This is a genomic window from Mycolicibacterium vulneris (assembly GCF_002104765.1).
GTDB classification, from domain to species: domain Bacteria; phylum Actinomycetota; class Actinomycetes; order Mycobacteriales; family Mycobacteriaceae; genus Mycobacterium; species Mycobacterium vulneris.
Genome location: NZ_NCXM01000036.1, coordinates 31,631 through 50,622, shown reverse-complemented (window position 1 = coordinate 50,622; position 18,992 = coordinate 31,631). Strand labels below are relative to the sequence as shown.

Genomic DNA, 18,992 nt, shown 5'->3' with positions numbered 1-18,992 from the left:
TCCGCAATCGACCCCACCCGGCCGATCTCCACCCCGTTATAAGTCACCTTCGAACCCGGATCCATCACCAACCCGGCGCGGGCCGCGATCATGGTCAGCCGCGTCTTTTCGGTGAAGGCACCCCGGAATTGCCCGTACACCAACGCCAAAACCAGGGCGCACACAACCAGCACGGCGACGGCGATCAACTTGAACGGCGGGGGTCGTTGCGAGTTGATCTGTACGGGTGAGCCCGGACCTGATTGTGTCGACACGCCCGCCGCTGCCCCTCACGTCCGCGCCGCGGCCTCCCGGGAACCGCGGCGAATCACCCCCTGCGTTGGCCAGGGGCTTCGCACTCATGCACTAACTAAAGTCCAGTGAAATGTACCGTGACCGCCTCGCTTGTGCGAAAACACCGTTCACAAAATCGACGGACACCTCGCCTGGAGAGAGGCAATTCACAATCATGGCGGAGTCGCCGGCGTATCGGTGATGACGATCCCCGATTCCGTTGCCCCGTCTACGCTCGTGAAGGACGAGGAAAGGTGCGCGATGCTCGCAGCGTTCGGATTCGAATCCCTGGGCGTGGTCGTCGGGGACATGTACTTCATCGACCCATCCCCGCTCGAGGGTCAGGAAACCCCGGAGCGGGGGGTAAGGCTGGAACTGCGCCTCGTCGACCGGGCTGCGCCCGAAGGCTCGATCTACGCCGGCGTCCCGATCGCCTTCACCCGCCCGGTGTGGCGGGTGGATCTGTTCGGCTCCACGGAGAGCCCGCCCGGGACGCTGGACCGGGCCCACCACCACCCGCGGTTCAACGGCTGGGAACCCAGCTGCCGGCACTTCGTCCCCGAGCTGTCCGCCGACCCGCTGGCCTGGCTGACCGAGCAACTGGCCGACCCGGCCGCGATCCTGGCCCGCGCCGGCGTCGATGTCGATGAGGTCAGCGAAGCCGACACCGCCGGACTCGCAGCGGCGGCCCCGGAGATCGTCGCCGCGGTGAAACGGTTGCTCGAGGGCGTGCGCAACGGCGAATTGGCCCCGGCGCCCGCCGAGCCGGTCGCCGCCGCCCGCACCGGCTGGCTCTGAGTTGCGTTAGCGTCGTGGGCGTGACCCTCAAAAACATCGCCCTGACCACCCTCGACGGCCGGCCGACCACGCTGGCCGAATTGTCCGATGGCGCAACACTGGTCGTCAACGTCGCCTCCAAATGCGGGCTGACGCCGCAGTACACCGCGCTGGAGAAGCTGGCCAAGGATTACGGCGACCGCGGGCTGACCGTCGTCGGCGTCCCCTGCAACCAGTTCATGGGCCAGGAGCCGGGCACGGCCGACGAGATCCAGGAGTTCTGCTCGACGACCTACGGGGTGACGTTCCCGCTGTTGGCGAAGACCGACGTCAACGGTGACGGCCGCCACCCGCTGTACGCCGAGCTGACCAAGACCGCCGATGCCGACGGCCAGGCCGGAGACATCCAGTGGAACTTCGAGAAGTTCCTCCTCGCCCCCGGCGGTGAGGTGGTGCAGCGGTTCCGGCCCCGCACCGAGCCCGATGCCCCCGAGGTCATCAGCGCCATCGAGGGCGTGCTGCCCCGCTAGGCATGAAAGCGGCCCCCGGAGATTCTCCGGGGGCCGCTTTACCTGGTAGCGGGGACAGGATTCGAACCTGCGACCTCTGGGTTATGAGCCCAGCGAGCTACCGAGCTGCTCCACCCCGCGTTGGTAAGTGCCAGATTACCGAACCGGTCTCACCGCGACCAAATCGCCCTGTCAGCGGCCGTCAAGCGCCGAGATCGCCTCCACGGTCGTTCTTCACGCCGCGATCACAGCCGCCACCGCAATCTCGGCGCGTTGTCGAACACCCTCCGGGTCAGTGCGGGCGCCGGGGCGACCATCCTTCCGGTCCTGAAGTTCTCGTATTCGACGGCACGAGACTTGCGGAACAATTGAGCGAACTCGCGGATGAGTCCCGGATCGTCGACGGCCACGAAGTGCCAGCGCTGGGTGTTGCCCCCGTGGGGAGCGCGAACCGCCGCATCATCCTGGTGGTGTACAGCGCTTCGTAGATGTCCATGTCGCTACTCCGGCCAGCTGTTGTGCAGGATCTGCTCGACGAAGTCGACGCGCTCGAATGTTGGATCGAAATGCGCCAGCACGTCGTCGTTCATGGTGCCGAAGGTGGTCTGCGGGCGGTGCTTCATGCCGTCGTTGAACGCCGCCACAATGCGCTGCTTGAACTGCGGGCGCGGGTGCGCGGCCGTCACCGCGGCCAGCGCCTTGGGGGCCAACTGCTCGCGCCCGACGCCGAGCACGTCGACTTCCACACCGGCCTGCAGCAGGGCGACCTCGGGCGCCAAAAACTCGGGCACGCCGGGCGTGGTGTGCAGGGCGATGCCCAGCCACACCTTGGCCGCGTCGGCATCGTCGACTCCGTGGGCCGTCAGGAAGTCTCGCGCCGCGTCGGCGCCGTCGACCTCGAAACGGATTTGCGAATCGCGGTAGCGCTCGGTCAGGCCGAGGTCGTGGAACATCGCGCCGACGTAGAGCAGCTCCGCATCCGGCTTCAGCCCGCGGCGCAGGCCCTGCAACGCGCCGAAGAAGAACACCCGACGGGAATGGTTGAAGAGCAACTCGTCCTCGGTGTCCCGGATGAACTCGGTGGTCTCACGCGCCAGCGCCGTGTCGGGTACGTGGATGCCGGCGACGGTGTCGATTGAGCCTGTGGTCATGTTCTCGTCTCCTAAGTGACTGTTGGTATGAGTGTGCGCCGGCGCGGACGAATCGACCCTGGCCGTTCGGGCCGTCAAGTCCTCAGAAAACGACAGAATGGCTTGCGTGGCTACAGCCGGAGCGCGTTCGCGGGTGGTGGTGATCGTCGTTTTCGACGGGGTGACGTTGTTGGACGTCGCGGGGGCGGGTGAGGTGTTCGTCGAGGCCAACCGCTTCGGCGCCGACTACCGGGTCAAGATCGCGTCGGTGGACGGGTGCGACGTGACCAGCTCGATCGGGGCCCGATTGGGCGTGACCGACAGCATTTCGGCGATCGAGTCCGCCGATACCGTCATGGTCGCCGGAAGCGACGAGCTGCCGCGGCGGCCCATCGACCCCGCCCTGGTCGAGGCCGTCCGATCGGCGTCAACACGGACCCGCCGTCTGGCATCCATCTGCACGGGGTCGTTCGTCCTCGCGCAGGCCGGCGTGCTCAGCGGCCGGCGCGCCACCACGCACTGGCACGACACCCGGTTGCTGGGCCGGGCATTCCCGGACGTCACCGTCGAGCCGGACGCGATCTTCGTCCGCGACGGCGACATCTTCACGTCCGCGGGCATCTCGTCGGGCATCGACCTGGCGCTGGCGCTGGTTGAAATGGATTACGGGACAGAACTGGTCCGCGACGTGGCCCGGTGGCTGGTCGTCTACCTCAAACGTGCCGGCGGCCAATCGCAGTTCTCGGTGCTGCTCGAGGCCGATCCGCCGCCGCAGTCGCCGCTGCGCCCGGTCACCGATGCGATCGCGGCCGATCCCGGCGCCGACTACAGCGTGAAAAAGCTTGCGGCCCTGGCATCTTTGAGCACCCGTCAGCTGACCCGGCTGTTTCAATCCGAGCTGGGGATGACCCCGGCGCGCTACGTCGAATTGGTTCGGATCGATTTCGCCCGCAATGCGCTGGAATCCGGCCGGTCGGTCACCGAGACCGCGGGCATGGCCGGCTTCGGCAGCATCGAAACGCTGCGACGAGTATTCGTCAATCACCTGGGCATCAGCCCGAAGGCCTATCGGGACAGGTTCCGAACGGCCTACCCGTGAAAGCTACTTGGTGTTGTTGTACTTGGTGATCGCGTCGTCCAGGCGCTGCAACGCGGCACCGTAGCCGGCGAAATCGCCCTTCTTCTGCGCGTCTTTCGCCGCGCCGAGTGCCGCCTGAATCTCTTGCAGGGCAGCGGATTTGGCGGGTGATAGCGTCACGGCCCCATCGGGCGCCGACGGTGCGGCCACCGGCGGGGCCGACCCGGGCGTCACGGCGGGCGCCGGCGCGCTGGCCGGCGGACTCGCCGCGGGTGTCCCGGACTCGGTGGGCTGGATGCTCGTCGCCGCCGCGCCCGCGCCCGGCCCGAACAGCCCGGTCAGCGCGTCACGGACGGTGGGGCCGTACCCGATCTTGTCGTTGTACATCATCGCCACCCGGATCAGCCGCGGGTAGGACGACGCCGCATCGCTGGCCCCCGGGGAGGCATACACGGGTTCTACATAGAGCAGCCCGCCCTGCCCCACCGGCAGGGTGAGCAGGTTGCCCCACCGGATCCGGTTCTGGTTGTCACGCCCGATCACGCCGAGGTCCTGCGACACCGCCGGATCGGTGGTAATCGCGTTGTTGGCCAGCTTCGGCCCGTTGACCTGGCCCGGGATGGTCAGCACGGTGATCCTGCCGTACGTCGCCGGATCGGAGCTGGCGCTGATGTAGGCGGCCAGATAGTCACGCTTGAACCGGTTCATCGCGCTGGTCAGCTGGTATGAGGCCGTATTGTCGTTCTTCGCAATGTTTTTCGCGACGATGTAGTACGGCGGCTGGTAGCTGCTGGCCGTCGGGTTGGGATCGAGCGGCACGTCCCAGAAATCCGACGTGGAGAAGAACGTCACCGGATCGTTGACGTGGTATTTGGCCAGCAGCATCCGCTGCACCTTGAACAGGTCCTCGGGATAGCGCAGGTGCTCGGCCAGCTCCGGGCTGATGTCGCTCTTGGGCTTCACGGTGCCCGGGAAGACCTGCATCCAGGCCTTGAGCACCGGGTCCTGTTCGTCCTGCTGATACAGCGTGACGGTGCCGTCGTACGCGTCGACGGTCGCCTTCACCGAGTTGCGGATGTAGGAGACCCGCTTATCGGGCGCCAGCTTGTTGAATGCCACCTCGTTGGAGTCCGCAGTGGCCGACTCCAGCGATGTGAGTTCGGAATACGGGTAGTTGTCCAGCGTGGTGTAGCCGTCGATGATCCACACCAGTCGCTTGTTGACGATCGCGGGGTACACCGAGCTGTCTGTGGTCAGCCACGGCGCCACCGCCTCCACCCGCCGGGCCGGGTCACGGTTGAACAGGATCTTGCTGTTCGAGCCGATCACGTTGGAGAACAAGAAGTTTCGCTCGGCGAATTTCGCGGCGAACACGCTGCGCGACAACCAGTTGCCGAGCGGGACGCCACCCAGGCCGGTATAGGTGTAGTTCTTGGTCTCGTTGTTGGTCTCGTAGTCGTATTCGCGGTCGGTGCCGTTGCGCCCGACGATCGCGTAGTCGGCCGACGTGTTGGAGATGACCGGCCCGAAGTAGACGCGCGGCTGGTCGAGTGGCGCCGGCCCGTCGGACACCACGCCGCCGTTGGCGCCGACGACGTTGACCAGAAACTCGGGGTAGCCGCCGTTCTGGTTAGGGTCGTTGGCGATTCCGCGCACCGTGTTGGCCGGCGACGCGATGAAGCCGTTGCCGTGGGTGTAGACGGTGTGCCGGTTGATCCAGTCGCGCTGGTTGTCGATCAGCCGGTCCGGGTTGAGCTCACGCGCCGCCACGACGTAGTCGCGCAACGCCCCGTTGCGGTCCTGGTACCGGTCGATGGAGAGCTGGTCGGGGAAATAGTAGAAGTTCTTGCCCTGCTGGAACTGGGTGAACGCCGGGCTGACGATCGTCGGGTCGAGCAGCCGGATGTTCGACGTGGTCGCCCGGTCGTCGGCGACCTGCTGGGCGGTGGCCTGCGCATCGCCGGTGTAGTTGCGATAGGTGACCTGGTCCGAGGTCAGGCCGTAGGCCTGCCGGGTCGCGGCGATGCTGCGGCTGATGTATTCGCTTTCCTTTTGCGCGGCATTGGGTTTCACGCTGATCTGCTCGACGATCAACGGCCACCCGGCGCCCACGATCAGCGACGACAGCAGCAACAGGACCAGCCCGATCGCCGGAATCCTCAAGTCCCTGAGCACGACCGCGGAGAACACGGCGGCCGCGCAGATGAGCGCGATCGCCATCAGGATCAGCTTCGCCGGCAGCACCGCGTTGATGTCGGTGTACCCGGCCCCGGTGAAGGGCTTGCCGCCGCGGGTGTGCGACAACAACTCATAACGGTCCACCCAGTACGCAATCGCCTTGAGTACGACTAGCAGCCCGACCAGGGTGACCAGCTGGATCCGTGCTGAACGGCTCAGCGTGCCCGTGCGACCGGACAGCCGGATGCCGCCAAAGATGTAGTGGGATAAGAGGTTGGCCACGAACGCGAGGAAGACCGCGACGAACAGGTAGCTGAGCAACAGCCGGTAGAACGGCAGCTCGAACGCGTAGAAGCCGAGGTCCTTGCCGAACTGCGGGTCTTTGATGCCGAAGTCGCCGCCGTGCAGGAACAGTTGGATGCGCACCCAATAGCTTTGGGCGATGATGCCGGCCAGCAGGCCGATGGCCACCGGGATCCCGGCGCTCACCAATCGCAACCGGGACAGCACCAGGGCGCGGTAGCGCGCCACCGGATCGTTGTCGTTGCTCGGCACGAACACCGGGCGGGTGCGGTAGGCCACCGCGAGCCCGGCGAACACGATGCCGCCCACCAGCAGCCCGGCGATCACGAAGACGACGAACCGCGTGACCAGCACGGTGGAAAACACCGAGCGATAGCCCACCTCGCCGAACCACAACCAGTCGACGTAGGCGTCGATCAGCCGCGGACCCGCGAGCAGCAGAACGATCACACCCAGTGCGATCAGGATCAGAATCCGGCTACGCCGAGTCAGCTTCGGCATCCGTGCGGTGGGCCGCATCCCCACTGGCTACGCTCCCTGATCGATTGCTAGACGGTGACAACTCTACGCATGGCGCTACGCGTGATCGCCGGGGTTCGCTAGCAGCTTGGCGGCTGCCCGCCCGAACCGATCGCGTGCAGCGCATCCACTGCCTGACCGAGCGTCTCGACCTTGACCAACCGCAGGCCGGACGGATTGTCCGAGCTGGCCTCGTAGCAGTTTTTCGCCGGCACCAGAAAGACCGTGGCGCCGGCCGCGTGCGCGGCGACCATCTTGTGGGTGATGCCGCCGATCTGGCCGACCTTGCCGTCGGACGAGATGGTTCCGGTGCCCGCGATGAAGTTCGACTTGGCCAGGTCGCCGGTGGTCAATTTGTCGACCACCGCCAGGCTGAACATCAATCCGGCGGACGGCCCGCCCACGTTAGCCAGGTTGAAATCCACGGTAAACGGCGCCCACGGCGCGTCGAGCACGGCGACGCCGAGGAAGCCGTAGTCGCGGTCTTTGTTGGTGCCCAGCGTGACCTGCGCCACTCCGGCCGGCTCATTCTTGCGGCGATAGTCGATCGTCACCACCTGGCCCGGCTTGGTGTTCTTCAGCAATCCGGTGAACTCGTCGACGGTGGCCACCGGGACGCCGTTGACCGCGTCGATTGCGTCGCCAACCTTCAGCTTGCCCACCGACGGACCCGGCTCGGGAACCTTGGCGACCGTCACCGCCGCCGGGTACTTAAGGTAACCCAGGGCCGCGTAGGCCGCGCTGTCCTCGGATTGCTTGAAGTCCGCATTGTTGGCTTTGTCGACGTCCTCCCGCGACTTACCGGGCGGGTAGATCAGGTCGCGCGGCACCAGCTGTTCCTGGTCCGAAAGCCACAGCGTCAGCGCCTCGCCCAGGGTCAAGTCGTCGCGCTGGGACACCGTCGTCATGTTGAGGTGGCCGGTCGTCGGGTGCGTCTGGGTGCCCTCGATCGCCACCACCTGCTTGCCGTCGACCTCACCGAGCGTGTCGAAGGTCGGGCCGGGCCCCAACGACACGAACGGCACCGTCACCACCGCCAGCAACACGCCGAACACGACGATCGGCACCAGCGCGACCATCAGGGTCAGGATGCGCCTGTTCACGCCGAACACACTAGACGGCGGCCGCGGCGCGGTGTTCAGCCACAACGTTCGGTTAGGAGGGTTCAGCTACAAGCTGACCCGAGGTCGCGCCGTCTGACCTTGTGGTGAGTACCGTTGAGGGTATGGCTGACCTGCCTTTCGGCTTCTCCTCTGGAGACGACCCCGACAAGCACGGGAAAAAAGATCCCGATTCGGGCTCGAACCCGTCCGACCCGTTCGCCGCCTTCGGCATGAGCGGTGAATTCGGCATGGGTGATTTGGGCCAGATCTTCACCCAACTGGGTCAGATGTTCAGCAGCGCGGGCACTGTCGGGCCCGGCGGAACGGCCTCGGGACCGGTCAATTACGAATTGGCACGGCGGGTCGCGACGAATTCGATCGGCTTCGTGGCGCCGGTTCCGGACACCACCAACTCGGCGATCGCCGACGCGGTACACCTGGCGGAAACCTGGCTGGACGGGGCGACCGCCCTGCCCGCGGGCACCACCAAGGCGGTGGGCTGGACACCCGGCGATTGGGTCGACAACACGCTGGAGACGTGGAAGCGGCTGTGTGACCCTATGGCACAACAGATTTCGACGGTGTGGGCGGCGTCGCTGCCCGAAGAGGCAAAGAGCATGGCCGGCCCGCTGCTGCAGATGATGTCGCAGATGGGCGGAATGGCGTTCGGCTCGCAGCTCGGGCAGGCGCTGGGCCGACTGTCCCGCGAGGTGCTGACATCGACGGACATCGGTCTGCCGTTGGGGCCCAAGGGAATTGCGGCGATCATGCCCGAGGCCGTCGAACCTTTCGCCGCCGGGCTGGAGCGGCCGCGCAGCGAGGTCCTGACGTTCCTGGCCGCGCGCGAGGCAGCCCACCACCGGCTGTTCAGTCACGTGCCGTGGCTGTCGAGTCAGCTGCTGGGCGCCGTCGAGGCGTACGCGATGGGCATGCAGATCGACATGTCCGGGATCGAGGAGCTGGCGCGCGACTTCAATCCGGCGTCGCTGTCGGACCCCGCGGCCATCGAAAACCTGCTCGGGCAGGGCGTTTTCGAGCCCAAGGCGACGCCCGCGCAGATGCAGGCGCTGGAGCGCCTGGAGACGCTGCTCGCCCTGATCGAGGGCTGGGTGCAGGTGGTGGTGGCCAGCGCGCTGGGCGACCGGATTCCCGGCGCGGCCGCGCTGGGCGAGACGATGCGCCGCCGCCGGGCCAGCAGCGGCCCCGCCGAGCAGACCTTCGCGACACTGGTCGGGCTGGAGCTGCGGCCCCGCAAGATGCGTGAGGCCGCGGCATTCTGGGAGCGCCTGACGGAGGCCGCCGGGGTGGACGCCCGCGACGGCATCTGGCAACACCCCGACCTGCTGCCCGACGCCGAGGACCTCGACGAACCGGCGGGCTTCATCGACCGGGTCATCGGCGGTGACACCAGCGGAATCGACGAGGCCATCGCCAAACTCGAGCGCGAGGGCCAAGATCCTGGCGGCCCCGGCTCTGCGGATAACTGAACTCGGCCGTCACCCGCCGGCGTGACCAGCTGCCGGGGCTAACCCGGATTCGCTGACACCCGCCGAGCGGTCCGATCAGCAGCACGCCACGTTTCGTCGGGTTTTGCTGTTCGACGAGGCCGGGACGGGGCTGTCGGACCCGGCATCATCGAGCCGGTGTCGGCTACTGCCGCATCCGGCGGACAGCATGAAGCAGCCAACCGACCGGGGGACCGCAATCGGGAATCTCACCGCGGTTACACCGTCACCGGTCACCGCGGCCCAGCAGGCTGCCGCTGTCATAGAACGAAACACTCGCGCACAACGTAATTCGCGCATAGTGCGGCATCGGCCCGATGCATTAGGCTACGAACGCGATGCTGGCTACGGACGATAGCTAGAGGTGAGGGAAATGCGGAAACAAACCATCATTGCTGCGGGGCTGGCGCTAGTCACCCTGGCGTCCAGCGCCGGGGTCGCGCAAGCTGATCCCGACCCGAATGATCCCGGCGTCCAGGCCAACTGGCCCTGCGGCGTGACGGTCGGACCGGTAACCACGCAGTCGGGAACGATCATCGGAATACGCGGCGGCAAGCCGTGCCCCCCGCCGCCCGCACCGGCTGAACAACACTGACGGTTAGGGGCCGGTTCAACGTTGACGGCCGTCCCCGCTTCATCGACCGGGTGATCGGCGGCGACACCAGCGGCATCGACGAGGCCATCCCCAACCGGGAACGCCCACCTCGACGCCCTTGGGAGTCGGACGCGCAGCACGTCTGACTTCGAGCGCCACACGGGTGAATGAGGGGGCATGTGAAGCTCACTGACTGTCCAGTCATTCCCGCCGAGTCGGGAACCGCCCTAAGCACCGACCGTGGCCTGGGTTGGCGATTGGCGCGACAGGCCGGCCCGGTTTTGCGCAATCCACCGGCAAACTGGGTGTTTGTCATCGGACGGGATGAGGTCTTAGCAAATCTGGACGACCCAAGATTGGATGCCGCCCGTGCTCTCTCCGAGAGCGAGCTCCAGGTTCACCAGCAGCTATTCGCACCAAAGTCGGCTCACCAGATTGCGGCAGCCTTCCGTCCAACCGCCGCCGCGCTGATCGATCGTTTCGCAGCCACTGGTGGCGGTGACGCGGTGGCCGACGTGACCACGCCGATGGCCAGCGCCCTTTTCGACATCGTGTCGCGCCTGCAGCTATTGCCTGCCGAGCACCTGTATGGGCGGTCCGGCCACGTCTTGTCCGAGGCGTGCCGCAACTTGTTCAAACACGCCGGCTGGCACTTGTTCGAGTTGGCACGGCGCGCCGAATTGTGCGACATGCTTCGACGTCAGCCTGAGCTGATACGCGGGTTCGTTGAAGAGGTCCTACGGTTGGAGCCGATGGTGCCGGGTTGCCAACGTTTTACTACCCAGCCAACGACTGTCGGGGGGGTAGAGTTGCCGGCCGGCGTGGTGGTGATGTTGTGTATCGGTGCGGTGCAGCGGGACGGCAGCGACGCCATGTCCACTGATGATCTTGTGATTGGCGTTGGGGCGCACCGGCACTGGAGTTTGGGTGCGGGGTCTATGCGTTGCCGTGGCGGGCACATCGTCCGGCAGGTGTTGCGCGTGCTGGTTGAGGAGTGGGTCGACCGGGCCGGGCGCGTTGGGCCGGTTCCCGGTTTCCGGCCAGTGGCCGGGTTCCCCAACACTCAGAACTCGTTGTGGCTGCCGGAGCTGCCGCTCGTGACGAGGGATTAGCACTGGTCCACAATCTCGATGAAAGCTCACACTCGATTGCCGCTGAACAACGCATAGTCGGTGCGCTTGGAGGTGCTTGAGCCCTCGACATCGTCGCCGGGTACGCCCCGTTCAGTTGTCGCCGACGCCAATGCATCCATGATGGACGGCGACAGCTGCGACACCAAGGGCCACGGCTCTGACGGCCTGTCCTGTTAGCAACCGAGTCGGCCGTCACCCGCGGCGTGGCACTGTCGGAACTTATGCCGCAGACGGCCCCTGCTCTCTACGCGCTGGACCCGGCGCTGCCGGTACTGCTGCGTCCCGACGGCGCGGTCCAGGTGGGCTGGGATCCGCGCCGCGCGGTGCTGGTCCGCCCGCCCGGCGGCCTGGGCGCGGCCGAGCTGGCCGCGCTGCTGCGGACCATGTGGTCGCCGACCCCGCTCTCCGAGTTGCAGCGCCGCGCGCTCGATTGCGGCCTGACCGACGCCGATGGCCTGCGGACCCTGGTCGCGCAATTGGTCGATGCCAGGGTAGCCACCGAATGCGGTAGGCCGCGCGCCCGCGCGGCCTCGGTGCGGATCCACGGCCGCGGGCCGCTGTCCGAGCTTCTGGTGGAGACGTTGCGCTGCTCGGGCGCCCGGATCGCGCACAGCAGCCAACCGCACGCCGCGGTGTCGGCCGACGACGTTGATCTGGTGGTGTTGTCGGACTTCCTGGTCGCCGACCCGCGCATGGTGCGCGACCTGCACCACCAGGGCGTCGCGCATCTGCCGGTGCGGGTGCGCGACGGCATCGGGCTGGTGGGCCCACTGGTGATTCCCGGCGTGACCAGCTGCCTGGGCTGCGCGGACCTGCATCGCCGCGACCGCGACGCGGCGTGGCCGGCCATCTGCGCGCAGCTGCGCGAGACCGTCGGCGTCGCCGATCGGGCCACCGTGCTGGCGACGGCGGCGCTCGCGCTCAGCCAGGTGAACCGGGTGATCGCGGCCGTGCACGGGCAGGAAGCGGCGGCCGAACCGGCACCGCCCCCGACGCTGAACGCGACCCTGGAATTCGACCTGCACACCGGCGCGCTCGTCACGCGGCCATGGGCCAAACACCCGCTGTGCTCGTGCTGACCCCGGTGCACGAGTCGACGTGCTGTAGTGAAGGCCACATTCGCGATCGAGTCCCGTTGACCAGCCCGTTAATTAGCGTGACAACGTGCGTTGTCGACATCGCTCCACATCGCGCTGGTCATCATGGATGATGGGTACGTGTCTGACATCAAACGGGGCCGTGCTGCGCGGAACGCGAAGCTGGCCAGCATTCCGGTCGGATTCGCCGGCCGGGCGGCGATCGGATTCGGTAAACGGCTAACCGGAAAGTCCAGGGACGAGGTCCAGGCCGAGCTTCTGGAAAAGGCCGCCCACCAACTGTTCACCGTCTTGGGCGAGCTGAAGGGCGGTGCGATGAAGGTGGGCCAGGCCCTCTCGGTGCTCGAAGCCGCCATTCCCGAAGAGTTCGGCGAGCCGTACCGCGAAGCGCTGACCAAGCTGCAAAAGGACGCCCCGCCGCTGCCCGCCGCCAAGGTGCACCGGGTGCTCGACGCCCAGCTGGGCACCAAGTGGCGCGACCGGTTCAGCTCCTTTGACGACACCCCGGTGGCCTCGGCCAGCATCGGCCAGGTCCACAAGGGCGTCTGGGCCGACGGCCGCGAGGTGGCGGTCAAGATCCAGTACCCCGGCGCCGACGAGGCGCTGCGGGCCGACCTCAAGACCATGCAGCGGCTGGTCGGTGTGTTCAAGCAGCTCGCGCCGGGCGCCGACGTCCAGGGCGTCGTCGACGAGCTGATCGAGCGCACCGAGATGGAGCTGGACTACCGGCTGGAGGCCGAGAACCAGCGCGCCTTCGCCAAGGCGTATCAGGACCACCCGCACTTCGCGGTGCCGCGCATCGTGGCCAGTGCGCCGAAAGTGGTGATCCAGGAGTGGATGCAGGGCACCCCGATGGCCGAGATCATCCGGCACGGCACCGTCGAGCAGCGCGATCTGGTCGGCACCCGGCTGCTCGAGCTCACCTTCGACGCGCCGCGCCGGCTGGGCATGCTGCACGGCGACGCCCACCCGGGCAACTTCATGCTGCTTCCCGATGGCCGCATGGGTGTGATCGACTTCGGCGCCGTGGCCGCACTGCCCGGCGGCTTGCCGATCGAGCTCGGTATGAGCATCCGGCTGGCCCGCGACAAGAACTACGACCTACTGCTGCCGACGATGGAGAAGGCCGGGTTCATCCAGAAGGGCCAGCAGGTGTCGGTGCGCGACATCGACGACATGCTGCGCCAGTACGTCGAACCGATCGAGGTCGAGGTCTTCCACTACACCCGTAAGTGGCTGCAGAAGATGTCAGCCATCGAGATCGATCGGTCGGTGTCGCAGATCCGGACCGCGCGGCAGATGGACCTGCCCCCCAAACTGGTCATCCCGATGCGGGTGATCATGTCAGTGGCCGCGATCCTGTGCCAGCTGGATGCGCACGTGGCGATCAAGGCGCTCTCGGAAGAGCTGGTGCCCGGGTTCGCCGAACCCGACAACGCCGTCATCTAGCTCCGGCGTTCTAGGCGGCGGCCCCGGCTTGTCTGCCGTCCTTGCGGGGACGCCCGCGGGGCCGTTTGAAGCTCAGTACCGAACCGCGGTCGATGATCTCGCCGCCCCACACACCCCACGGTTCGGCGCGTTCCAACGCGGCCGCCAGGCACTGGCGCCGGACCGGGCAGCTGGTGCAGAGCGTCTTGGCCCGCTCGAGATCGGCCGGGGTGTCAGCGAACCACAGGTCGGGATCGCCGACGTGGCACGGCAGGGCTTGTCTGGGGACTGTCGGTGCGGACATGTCCTACCACCTACTTCCTGGTCTGGTTGCTGTCCTTTGGCAGTGATCCGGACCAGGTCGAAGAGGTGCCGACCCTACAACTATGGCCACGGATCCTTGCGACTTCGGGTCCGTGGCCATTTGGGAGAAAACCGGGCTGGTGCTTACCTTGCCTTCGGTGGGCCTCCGACATCTACGGACGCGTCGGTCGCGGCGGCGGCGCGATGCTTACGCGCGGCCGCCGAGGCGGCGTGTGCGGCATGGGAGGTACCCGCGGCCAGCGCCGCGCAGACCACGCCTACACCGAACGCGTCGCTGAGCATCGTGGCCACCCTCCTTCTCCGTAGTGCCGAGTTGCGGTTTCGAGGGTAAACGGTCACCGCCGGTGACCACAACCGGTTTTCTGACCAGCGGGTTTATCCGTCAGCGCCCGCGGACCAGTTCCAACACGTCGGAGCCGTACTGCTCCAGCTTGCGGGCGCCGATGCCCGGAATCGCGATCAGCGCGTCCTCGTCGCCGGGACGCAACTCGGCGATGGCGATCAGCGTGTTGTCGGTGAAGACCACGTAGGCGGGCACCTTCTGCTCCTTGGCAATGTCCAGCCGCCAGGCCTTGAGCCGCAGCAACAGGTCCTCGTCGACGTCGCCGGCGCAGGTCTCGCAGCGGCGCAGCATGACGGCGGCCGGGGTGGTCAGGTTGTTGTTGCAGATTCGGCAGCGGGTCGCGGTGCCCCGGTTGCGTCGGGACTTGTTCGGCGCCGCGTCGGCCCGCGCCTGGGGCGCGATGCCGTTGAGGAAGCGCGACGGCTTGCGGCTCTGGCGCCCACCCGGGCTGCGGGCCAGCGCCCAACTGAGCCCCAAATGTATTCGGGCCCTAGTGATTCCGACGTAGAGCAGCCGCCGCTCCTCTTCGACCGCCTCGCTCTCGGCGCCGTGCGCCAACGCGTGCGAGATGGGCAGCGTGCCGTCGGCTAGGCCGACCAGAAACACCGCGTCCCACTCGAGTCCCTTGGCGGCGTGCAGCGACGCCAGCGCAACGCCCTGCACCACCGGTGGGTGCCGCGAGTCGGCGCGCGTCCGCAGCTCGGCCACCAGCCCCGGGAGTTCCAGTTGCGGACGCTGCGCCACCTCGTCGTCGACCAGCTCGGCCAGCGCGGTCAGCGCCTCCCATCGCTCCCGGGCGCGGGTGCCGACGGGTTCCTCGGCCGTCAGCCCCAGCGGTTCCAGGATCGCCCGAACCACGTCGGGTAACGGCCCTTCGGCACCGCGCTCGGCGGCCCGATGCAGCGCCAGCAGGGCCTGCTTGATCTCCTGGCGGTTGAAGAAGCCCTCGCCACCGCGAACCTGATAGGCGATGCCGGCCTCGGTCAACGCCTCCTCGTAGATCTCCGATTGCGCGTTGACCCGGTACAGCACTGCGATCTCCGACGGCGGGGTGCCGGATTCGATGAGCCGTTTGATCGACGCCGCGACCGCGCCGGCCTCGGCCGGTTCGTCTGGGTGCTCGTGGAACGTCGGCGCCGGACCGGGCGCCCGCTGACCCACCAGGTGCAGCTTGCTGCCGGCGACCCGGCCGCGGGCCGCGGCGATCACCTGGTTGGCCAGCGACACCACCTGCGGGGTGGAGCGGTAGTCGCGTTCCAGGCGCACCACGGTGGCGTCGGGGAACCGGCGGGAGAAGTCGAGCAGGAAACGCGGCGAGGCCCCGGTGAACGAATAGATGGTCTGGTTGGCGTCGCCCACCACGGTCAGGTCATCGCGATCGCCGAGCCACGCCGCGAGCACCCGCTGCTGCAACGGCGTGACGTCCTGGTATTCGTCGACGACGAAGCAGCGGTAGCGGTCCCGGAACTCCTCGGCCACCGCGGGATCGTTCTCGATCGCGGCCGCGGTGTGCAGCAGCAGGTCGTCGAAGTCGAGCAGGGTCACGTTGTCTCCGCGGGCCTTGAGCGCCTCGTAGGCGGTGTAGACGGTGGCGACCCGGGCGGCGTCCAAGGGGATGTCCCGCGCGGCGGCGGCGACCGCGGCCGGGTATTCCTCGGGCCCGATCAGCGACGCTTTGGCCCACTCGATCTCGCCGGCCAGGTCGCGCACGTCGTCGGTGCTGGCGTTAATCCGGGCGCGGCCGGCGGCCCGGGCGACGACGGCGAACTTGCTGTCCAGCAGCTGCCACCCGGTGTCGCCGACCACCCGCGGCCAGAAGTACCGCAGCTGCCGGTGGGCGGCCGCGTGGAACGTCAGGGCCGAGACCGCGCCGACGGTGGTGTCCGCGCCCGCGGCGGAGTCGATCATCCGCAACCTCGAGCGCATCTCCCCCGCTGCCCGCTGGGTGAACGTGACGGCCAGCACCTGACCGGCCGCGACGTGACCGCTGGCGACCAGCTGGGCGATCCGGTGCGTGATGGTGCGGGTCTTTCCCGTTCCGGCGCCGGCGAGCACACAGACCGGGCCGCGGGGAGCCAGCACGGCTTCGCGCTGCTCGTCGTCCAGCCCGGCTGTCAAAGGATCGGCGACCGTCGGCATGGCGTCCATCTTGGCAGCGGTCGCCGACAAACCCGGGGCATCGCCACGCCTTAATCGGCAGGCTGGGCGTGTCGCCCCGGCGAGTCGGCGGATCCCGCTCCCCTCGCCGGTGCGTGGCTTGGCCCTACCCCCGGCGCGGAATGCATCGTCGCCGGGCTACACCCGATCGCCCACTCCTCCGCATCCCGCTGCGCGGAATGCATCGTCGCCGGGCTACGTTAACGGGCTATGACCTCTGCCCCGCTCACCGTCTACACCACCTCCTGGTGTGGCTACTGCCATCGGCTCATGACCGTGCTCAAGTCCAACGGCATTCCCTACGAGGCGGTCGACATCGAGCACGACGCGGCGGCCGCTGATTTCGTCAGCTCGGTCAACGGCGGCAACAGGACGGTTCCGACGGTGAAATTCGCCGACGGGTCGACGCTGACCAATCCGAGCGCCGCCCAGGTGAAGGCGAAGCTGGCCGAGGCCGGCAACTAGGCACCGGTCAGTCGATCGCGGCCCAGGATTCGATGATCACGCGGGCGATCGAGATCGACCCGGGCAGAAGAAGATTCGACTCCGACGAGCTGGACCAGTCCCCGGCCGCGAGTGCGGTGCGCACCTCGTCGCGCGTGAACCACGCCGCCTCGGCGATCTCGCCGTCGTTGAACGAGAATTCTTCGGCCGGGTCGGCGACGGCGTGGAAGCCGACCATCAGCGAGCGCGGGAACGGCCACGGCTGACTGCCCAGGTATCGCACGTCGCGGACGGTCAGCCCGATCTCCTCGCGAATCTCCCTGGCGACGCACACCTCGAAAGACTCACCGGCCTCGACGAATCCGGCCAGCAGTGAGAACATCCGCTCCGGCCACACCGCCTGGCGGGCCAGCACCGCGCGGTCACCGCCGTCGTGGACCAGGCAGATCACCGCCGGGTCGATTCGCGGGAACTCCTCGTGACCGGTTACCGGGTTGATGCGCGACCAGCCCGCCCGGGCGGGCCTTGTCGGCGAACCGTCCACGGAGCTGAAGCGCGCCTTCTCATGCCAATTGAGCAGCGCGACGGCCGCGGACACCAGCTGGCTGCTGGTGTCGTCGAAAATTGGGCCGAGACTGCGCAGGTTCACCACCTCGGCGTGCGCGGTCGGATCGTCCGGAGCCTGCAGCGCGCCGCGGATGCCCCAGACGTGGCGGCCGTCCTCGATGCGCCCCAGAAACACCGCCTCCGACGGCGGCTTGTCGCCCACTTCGGCGGCGGCGCCGAGCACCACCCGGCCGTTGGCGACCAGCACCTGGTTGCGCGAATCCACCCGCAGCAGCGCCGCATCCGCCCAGCCGGCGGCGGCCGCCTCGACGTCGGTGCGCAGCTGATCGGCGCGGTCGGCGCCCACCCGCGACAGCAGCGGGACGCTGCGCAGCTGAAAGTCCGCGATCGCCATCAGTGGTCGGCGTTTCGGATGTAGAGCAGCCGGTCGTTGGCCTCGATGGCATCCACTTCCGGGGCGCCGATGCGCAGCAGGTGGCCGTCGCGCACCACACCGAGCACGATGTCGCGCAGGTGCCGCGGCGATCCGCCGACCTCGGTCTGCTCCACTTCACGCTCGGCGATGGCCAGCCCGACGTCGGGAGTCAGCAGGTCCTCGATCATCTCCACGACGCTGGGCATGGTGGTGGCCAGCCCGAGGAGCCGGCCGGCGGTGGCCGAGGACACCACCACCGAGTCCGCACCCGACTGCTGCAGTAGGTGCTGATTCTCCGTTTCCCGGATCGACGCGACGATCTTGGCGTGGGGTGCGAGCTCGCGCGCCGTCAGCGTCACCAGCACCGCGGTGTCATCGCGGTTGGTGGCGACGATGACAGACGCCGCATGCTGCGCCCCGGCCAGCCGCAACACATCGGCTCGAGTGGCATCGCCATGCACGGTAACCAGGCCCGCGCTATCGGCGTGCTCGAGCGTGCTGCGGTCGATGTCGACGACGACGACGTCACCGTGGGCATCCTCGTCACCGAGGATGGCGGCGACGGCCGTCTTCCCTTTGGTGCCATAGCCGATCACGATGGTGTGGTTGCGCACTCTGCTCCTCCAACGCTGAATCTTCCACCCTTGGCGAGACCGCTCGGAGAGCACTTCGAGCGTGGTGCCGACCAACACGGCCAGGAACGCGATCCGCAGCGCGGTGAAGATCAGGGTGTGCATCAGACGCGCGGTTTCGGTGTACGGCGTGATGTCGCCGTAGCCGGTGGTCGACAGGGACACCGCGGAGAAGTACACGCAGTCCAAAAAGGTCAGCGGTTGGTTGCGCACGTCGCGGTAACCGTTGCGATCCAGGTAGACGATGACGGCCGCGGCGAACAGCACCACCAGCGCGATGGCCAGGCGCCGGGTGATGACGCGGATGGGACTCGCGTGCTCCTCGGGGATGCGCACCACGCCGATCAGCTGGTGACCGCGCTGAGCCGTCAGGGTTTCGTCCAGACCGCGCAGCTTGCGGGACCTACCGTTGCCCACGGCGGCCCGTCATCGGCTTACCTTCTGCGCACGCGACACGCACCGTCTTATGTAACCACGGCCAC

18 protein-coding genes, 1 tRNA gene and 1 pseudogene are annotated in these 18,992 nt (G+C 67.6%); 9 read left to right on the top strand and 11 right to left on the bottom strand.

The genetic code is table 11. The features are described 5' to 3' along the window. On the bottom strand, nt 1-254 hold a 254-nt coding region (locus B8W69_RS25930), incomplete at its 3' end, for an MlaD family protein (protein WP_133058028.1). A gap of 280 nt (nt 255-534) precedes the next feature. On the opposite strand from B8W69_RS25930, the gene B8W69_RS25925 reads away from it, so the two are divergent. Both B8W69_RS25925 and B8W69_RS25920 read left to right on the top strand, forming a co-directional pair. Then, a complete protein-coding gene (locus B8W69_RS25925) occupies nt 535-1,071 on the top strand; it encodes a hypothetical protein (RefSeq protein ID WP_085292567.1) in 537 nt (178 codons plus the stop codon). Nucleotides 1,072-1,091: 20 nt separating this feature from the next. Continuing rightward, complete coding sequence (locus B8W69_RS25920; RefSeq protein ID WP_085292566.1) at nt 1,092-1,580, top strand: glutathione peroxidase; 489 nt, start codon at nt 1,092-1,094, stop codon at nt 1,578-1,580. Nucleotides 1,581-1,623: 43 nt separating this feature from the next. On the opposite strand, the gene B8W69_RS25915 is transcribed toward B8W69_RS25920, so the two are convergent. From B8W69_RS25915 to B8W69_RS25905, 3 genes and pseudogenes are all read right to left on the bottom strand, one after another. Further along, nucleotides 1,624-1,700: transfer RNA gene (locus tag B8W69_RS25915), tRNA-Met, on the bottom strand. Nucleotides 1,701-1,858: 158 nt separating this feature from the next. Then, nucleotides 1,859-2,055 (bottom strand): annotated as a pseudogene (locus B8W69_RS31640) (nitroreductase family protein); the annotation flags it as partial. A gap of 4 nt (nt 2,056-2,059) precedes the next feature. Then, nucleotides 2,060-2,710: an HD domain-containing protein gene (locus B8W69_RS25905; RefSeq protein WP_085292561.1), complete on the bottom strand. Its 651-nt coding sequence runs from the start codon at nt 2,708-2,710 to the stop codon at nt 2,060-2,062. Nucleotides 2,711-2,807: 97 nt separating this feature from the next. Between B8W69_RS25905 and B8W69_RS25900 the strand changes: the two genes are divergently transcribed. Then, complete coding sequence (locus tag B8W69_RS25900; RefSeq protein ID WP_181447482.1) at nt 2,808-3,788, top strand: GlxA family transcriptional regulator; 981 nt, start codon at nt 2,808-2,810, stop codon at nt 3,786-3,788. A gap of 3 nt (nt 3,789-3,791) precedes the next feature. On the opposite strand, the gene B8W69_RS25895 is transcribed toward B8W69_RS25900, so the two are convergent. Beyond that, complete coding sequence (locus B8W69_RS25895) at nt 3,792-6,773, bottom strand: UPF0182 family protein (RefSeq protein ID WP_085292559.1); 2,982 nt, start codon at nt 6,771-6,773, stop codon at nt 3,792-3,794. Between the two features lie 74 nt (nt 6,774-6,847). Beyond that, nucleotides 6,848-7,870 carry a YlbL family protein gene (locus B8W69_RS25890; protein ID WP_085292565.1) on the bottom strand — a complete coding sequence of 341 codons (1,023 nt, stop codon included), beginning with the start codon at nt 7,868-7,870 and terminating at the stop codon, nt 6,848-6,850. Between the two features lie 104 nt (nt 7,871-7,974). Between B8W69_RS25890 and B8W69_RS25885 the strand changes: the two genes are divergently transcribed. From B8W69_RS25885 to B8W69_RS25870, 5 genes are all read left to right on the top strand, one after another. After that, on the top strand, nt 7,975-9,357 hold the full coding sequence (locus B8W69_RS25885; protein ID WP_165762692.1) for a zinc-dependent metalloprotease: 1,383 nt from the start codon (nt 7,975-7,977) through the stop codon (nt 9,355-9,357). A gap of 391 nt (nt 9,358-9,748) precedes the next feature. Then, entirely contained in the window at nt 9,749-9,970 is a 222-nt protein-coding gene (locus tag B8W69_RS30375) for a hypothetical protein (RefSeq protein WP_133058027.1), read from the top strand. A gap of 179 nt (nt 9,971-10,149) precedes the next feature. Then, nucleotides 10,150-11,082, top strand: coding sequence for a cytochrome P450 (locus B8W69_RS25880; protein WP_165762691.1), 933 nt, complete (start codon nt 10,150-10,152; stop codon nt 11,080-11,082). Nucleotides 11,083-11,324: 242 nt separating this feature from the next. Next, on the top strand, nt 11,325-12,182 hold the full coding sequence (locus B8W69_RS25875; protein ID WP_085292556.1) for a bacteriocin biosynthesis cyclodehydratase domain-containing protein: 858 nt from the start codon (nt 11,325-11,327) through the stop codon (nt 12,180-12,182). A gap of 123 nt (nt 12,183-12,305) precedes the next feature. After that, nucleotides 12,306-13,649, top strand: a complete 1,344-nt coding sequence (locus B8W69_RS25870) for a macrolide-binding ATPase MABP-1 (RefSeq protein ID WP_085292564.1) — start codon at nt 12,306-12,308, stop codon at nt 13,647-13,649. Nucleotides 13,650-13,659: 10 nt separating this feature from the next. Here the strand turns inward: B8W69_RS25870 and B8W69_RS25865 are convergent, their stop codons facing one another. From B8W69_RS25865 to B8W69_RS25860, 3 genes are all read right to left on the bottom strand, one after another. Continuing rightward, nucleotides 13,660-13,932 carry a WhiB family transcriptional regulator gene (locus tag B8W69_RS25865; RefSeq protein ID WP_085292555.1) on the bottom strand — a complete coding sequence of 91 codons (273 nt, stop codon included), beginning with the start codon at nt 13,930-13,932 and terminating at the stop codon, nt 13,660-13,662. Between the two features lie 143 nt (nt 13,933-14,075). Continuing rightward, nucleotides 14,076-14,243: a hypothetical protein gene (locus B8W69_RS30770; protein WP_165762690.1), complete on the bottom strand. Its 168-nt coding sequence runs from the start codon at nt 14,241-14,243 to the stop codon at nt 14,076-14,078. Nucleotides 14,244-14,334: 91 nt separating this feature from the next. Next, nucleotides 14,335-16,434, bottom strand: a complete 2,100-nt coding sequence (locus B8W69_RS25860) for an ATP-dependent DNA helicase UvrD2 (protein WP_165762689.1) — start codon at nt 16,432-16,434, stop codon at nt 14,335-14,337. A 228-nt stretch (nt 16,435-16,662) separates the two neighbouring features. On the opposite strand from B8W69_RS25860, the gene mrx1 reads away from it, so the two are divergent. Beyond that, entirely contained in the window at nt 16,663-16,917 is a 255-nt protein-coding gene (gene mrx1 / locus B8W69_RS25855) for a mycoredoxin Mrx1 (RefSeq protein WP_085292553.1), read from the top strand. A 7-nt stretch (nt 16,918-16,924) separates the two neighbouring features. On the opposite strand, the gene nudC is transcribed toward mrx1, so the two are convergent. Beyond that, on the bottom strand, nt 16,925-17,857 hold the full coding sequence (nudC, locus tag B8W69_RS25850; RefSeq protein ID WP_085292552.1) for an NAD(+) diphosphatase: 933 nt from the start codon (nt 17,855-17,857) through the stop codon (nt 16,925-16,927). After that, the gene (locus B8W69_RS25845) at nt 17,857-18,927 is read right to left on the bottom strand and encodes a potassium channel family protein (protein WP_085292551.1); all 1,071 of its coding nucleotides are present in this window, start codon (nt 18,925-18,927) and stop codon (nt 17,857-17,859) included. Before B8W69_RS25845 ends, nudC begins: the two co-directional genes overlap by 1 nt. Between the last annotated feature and the right edge of the window lie 65 nt (nt 18,928-18,992).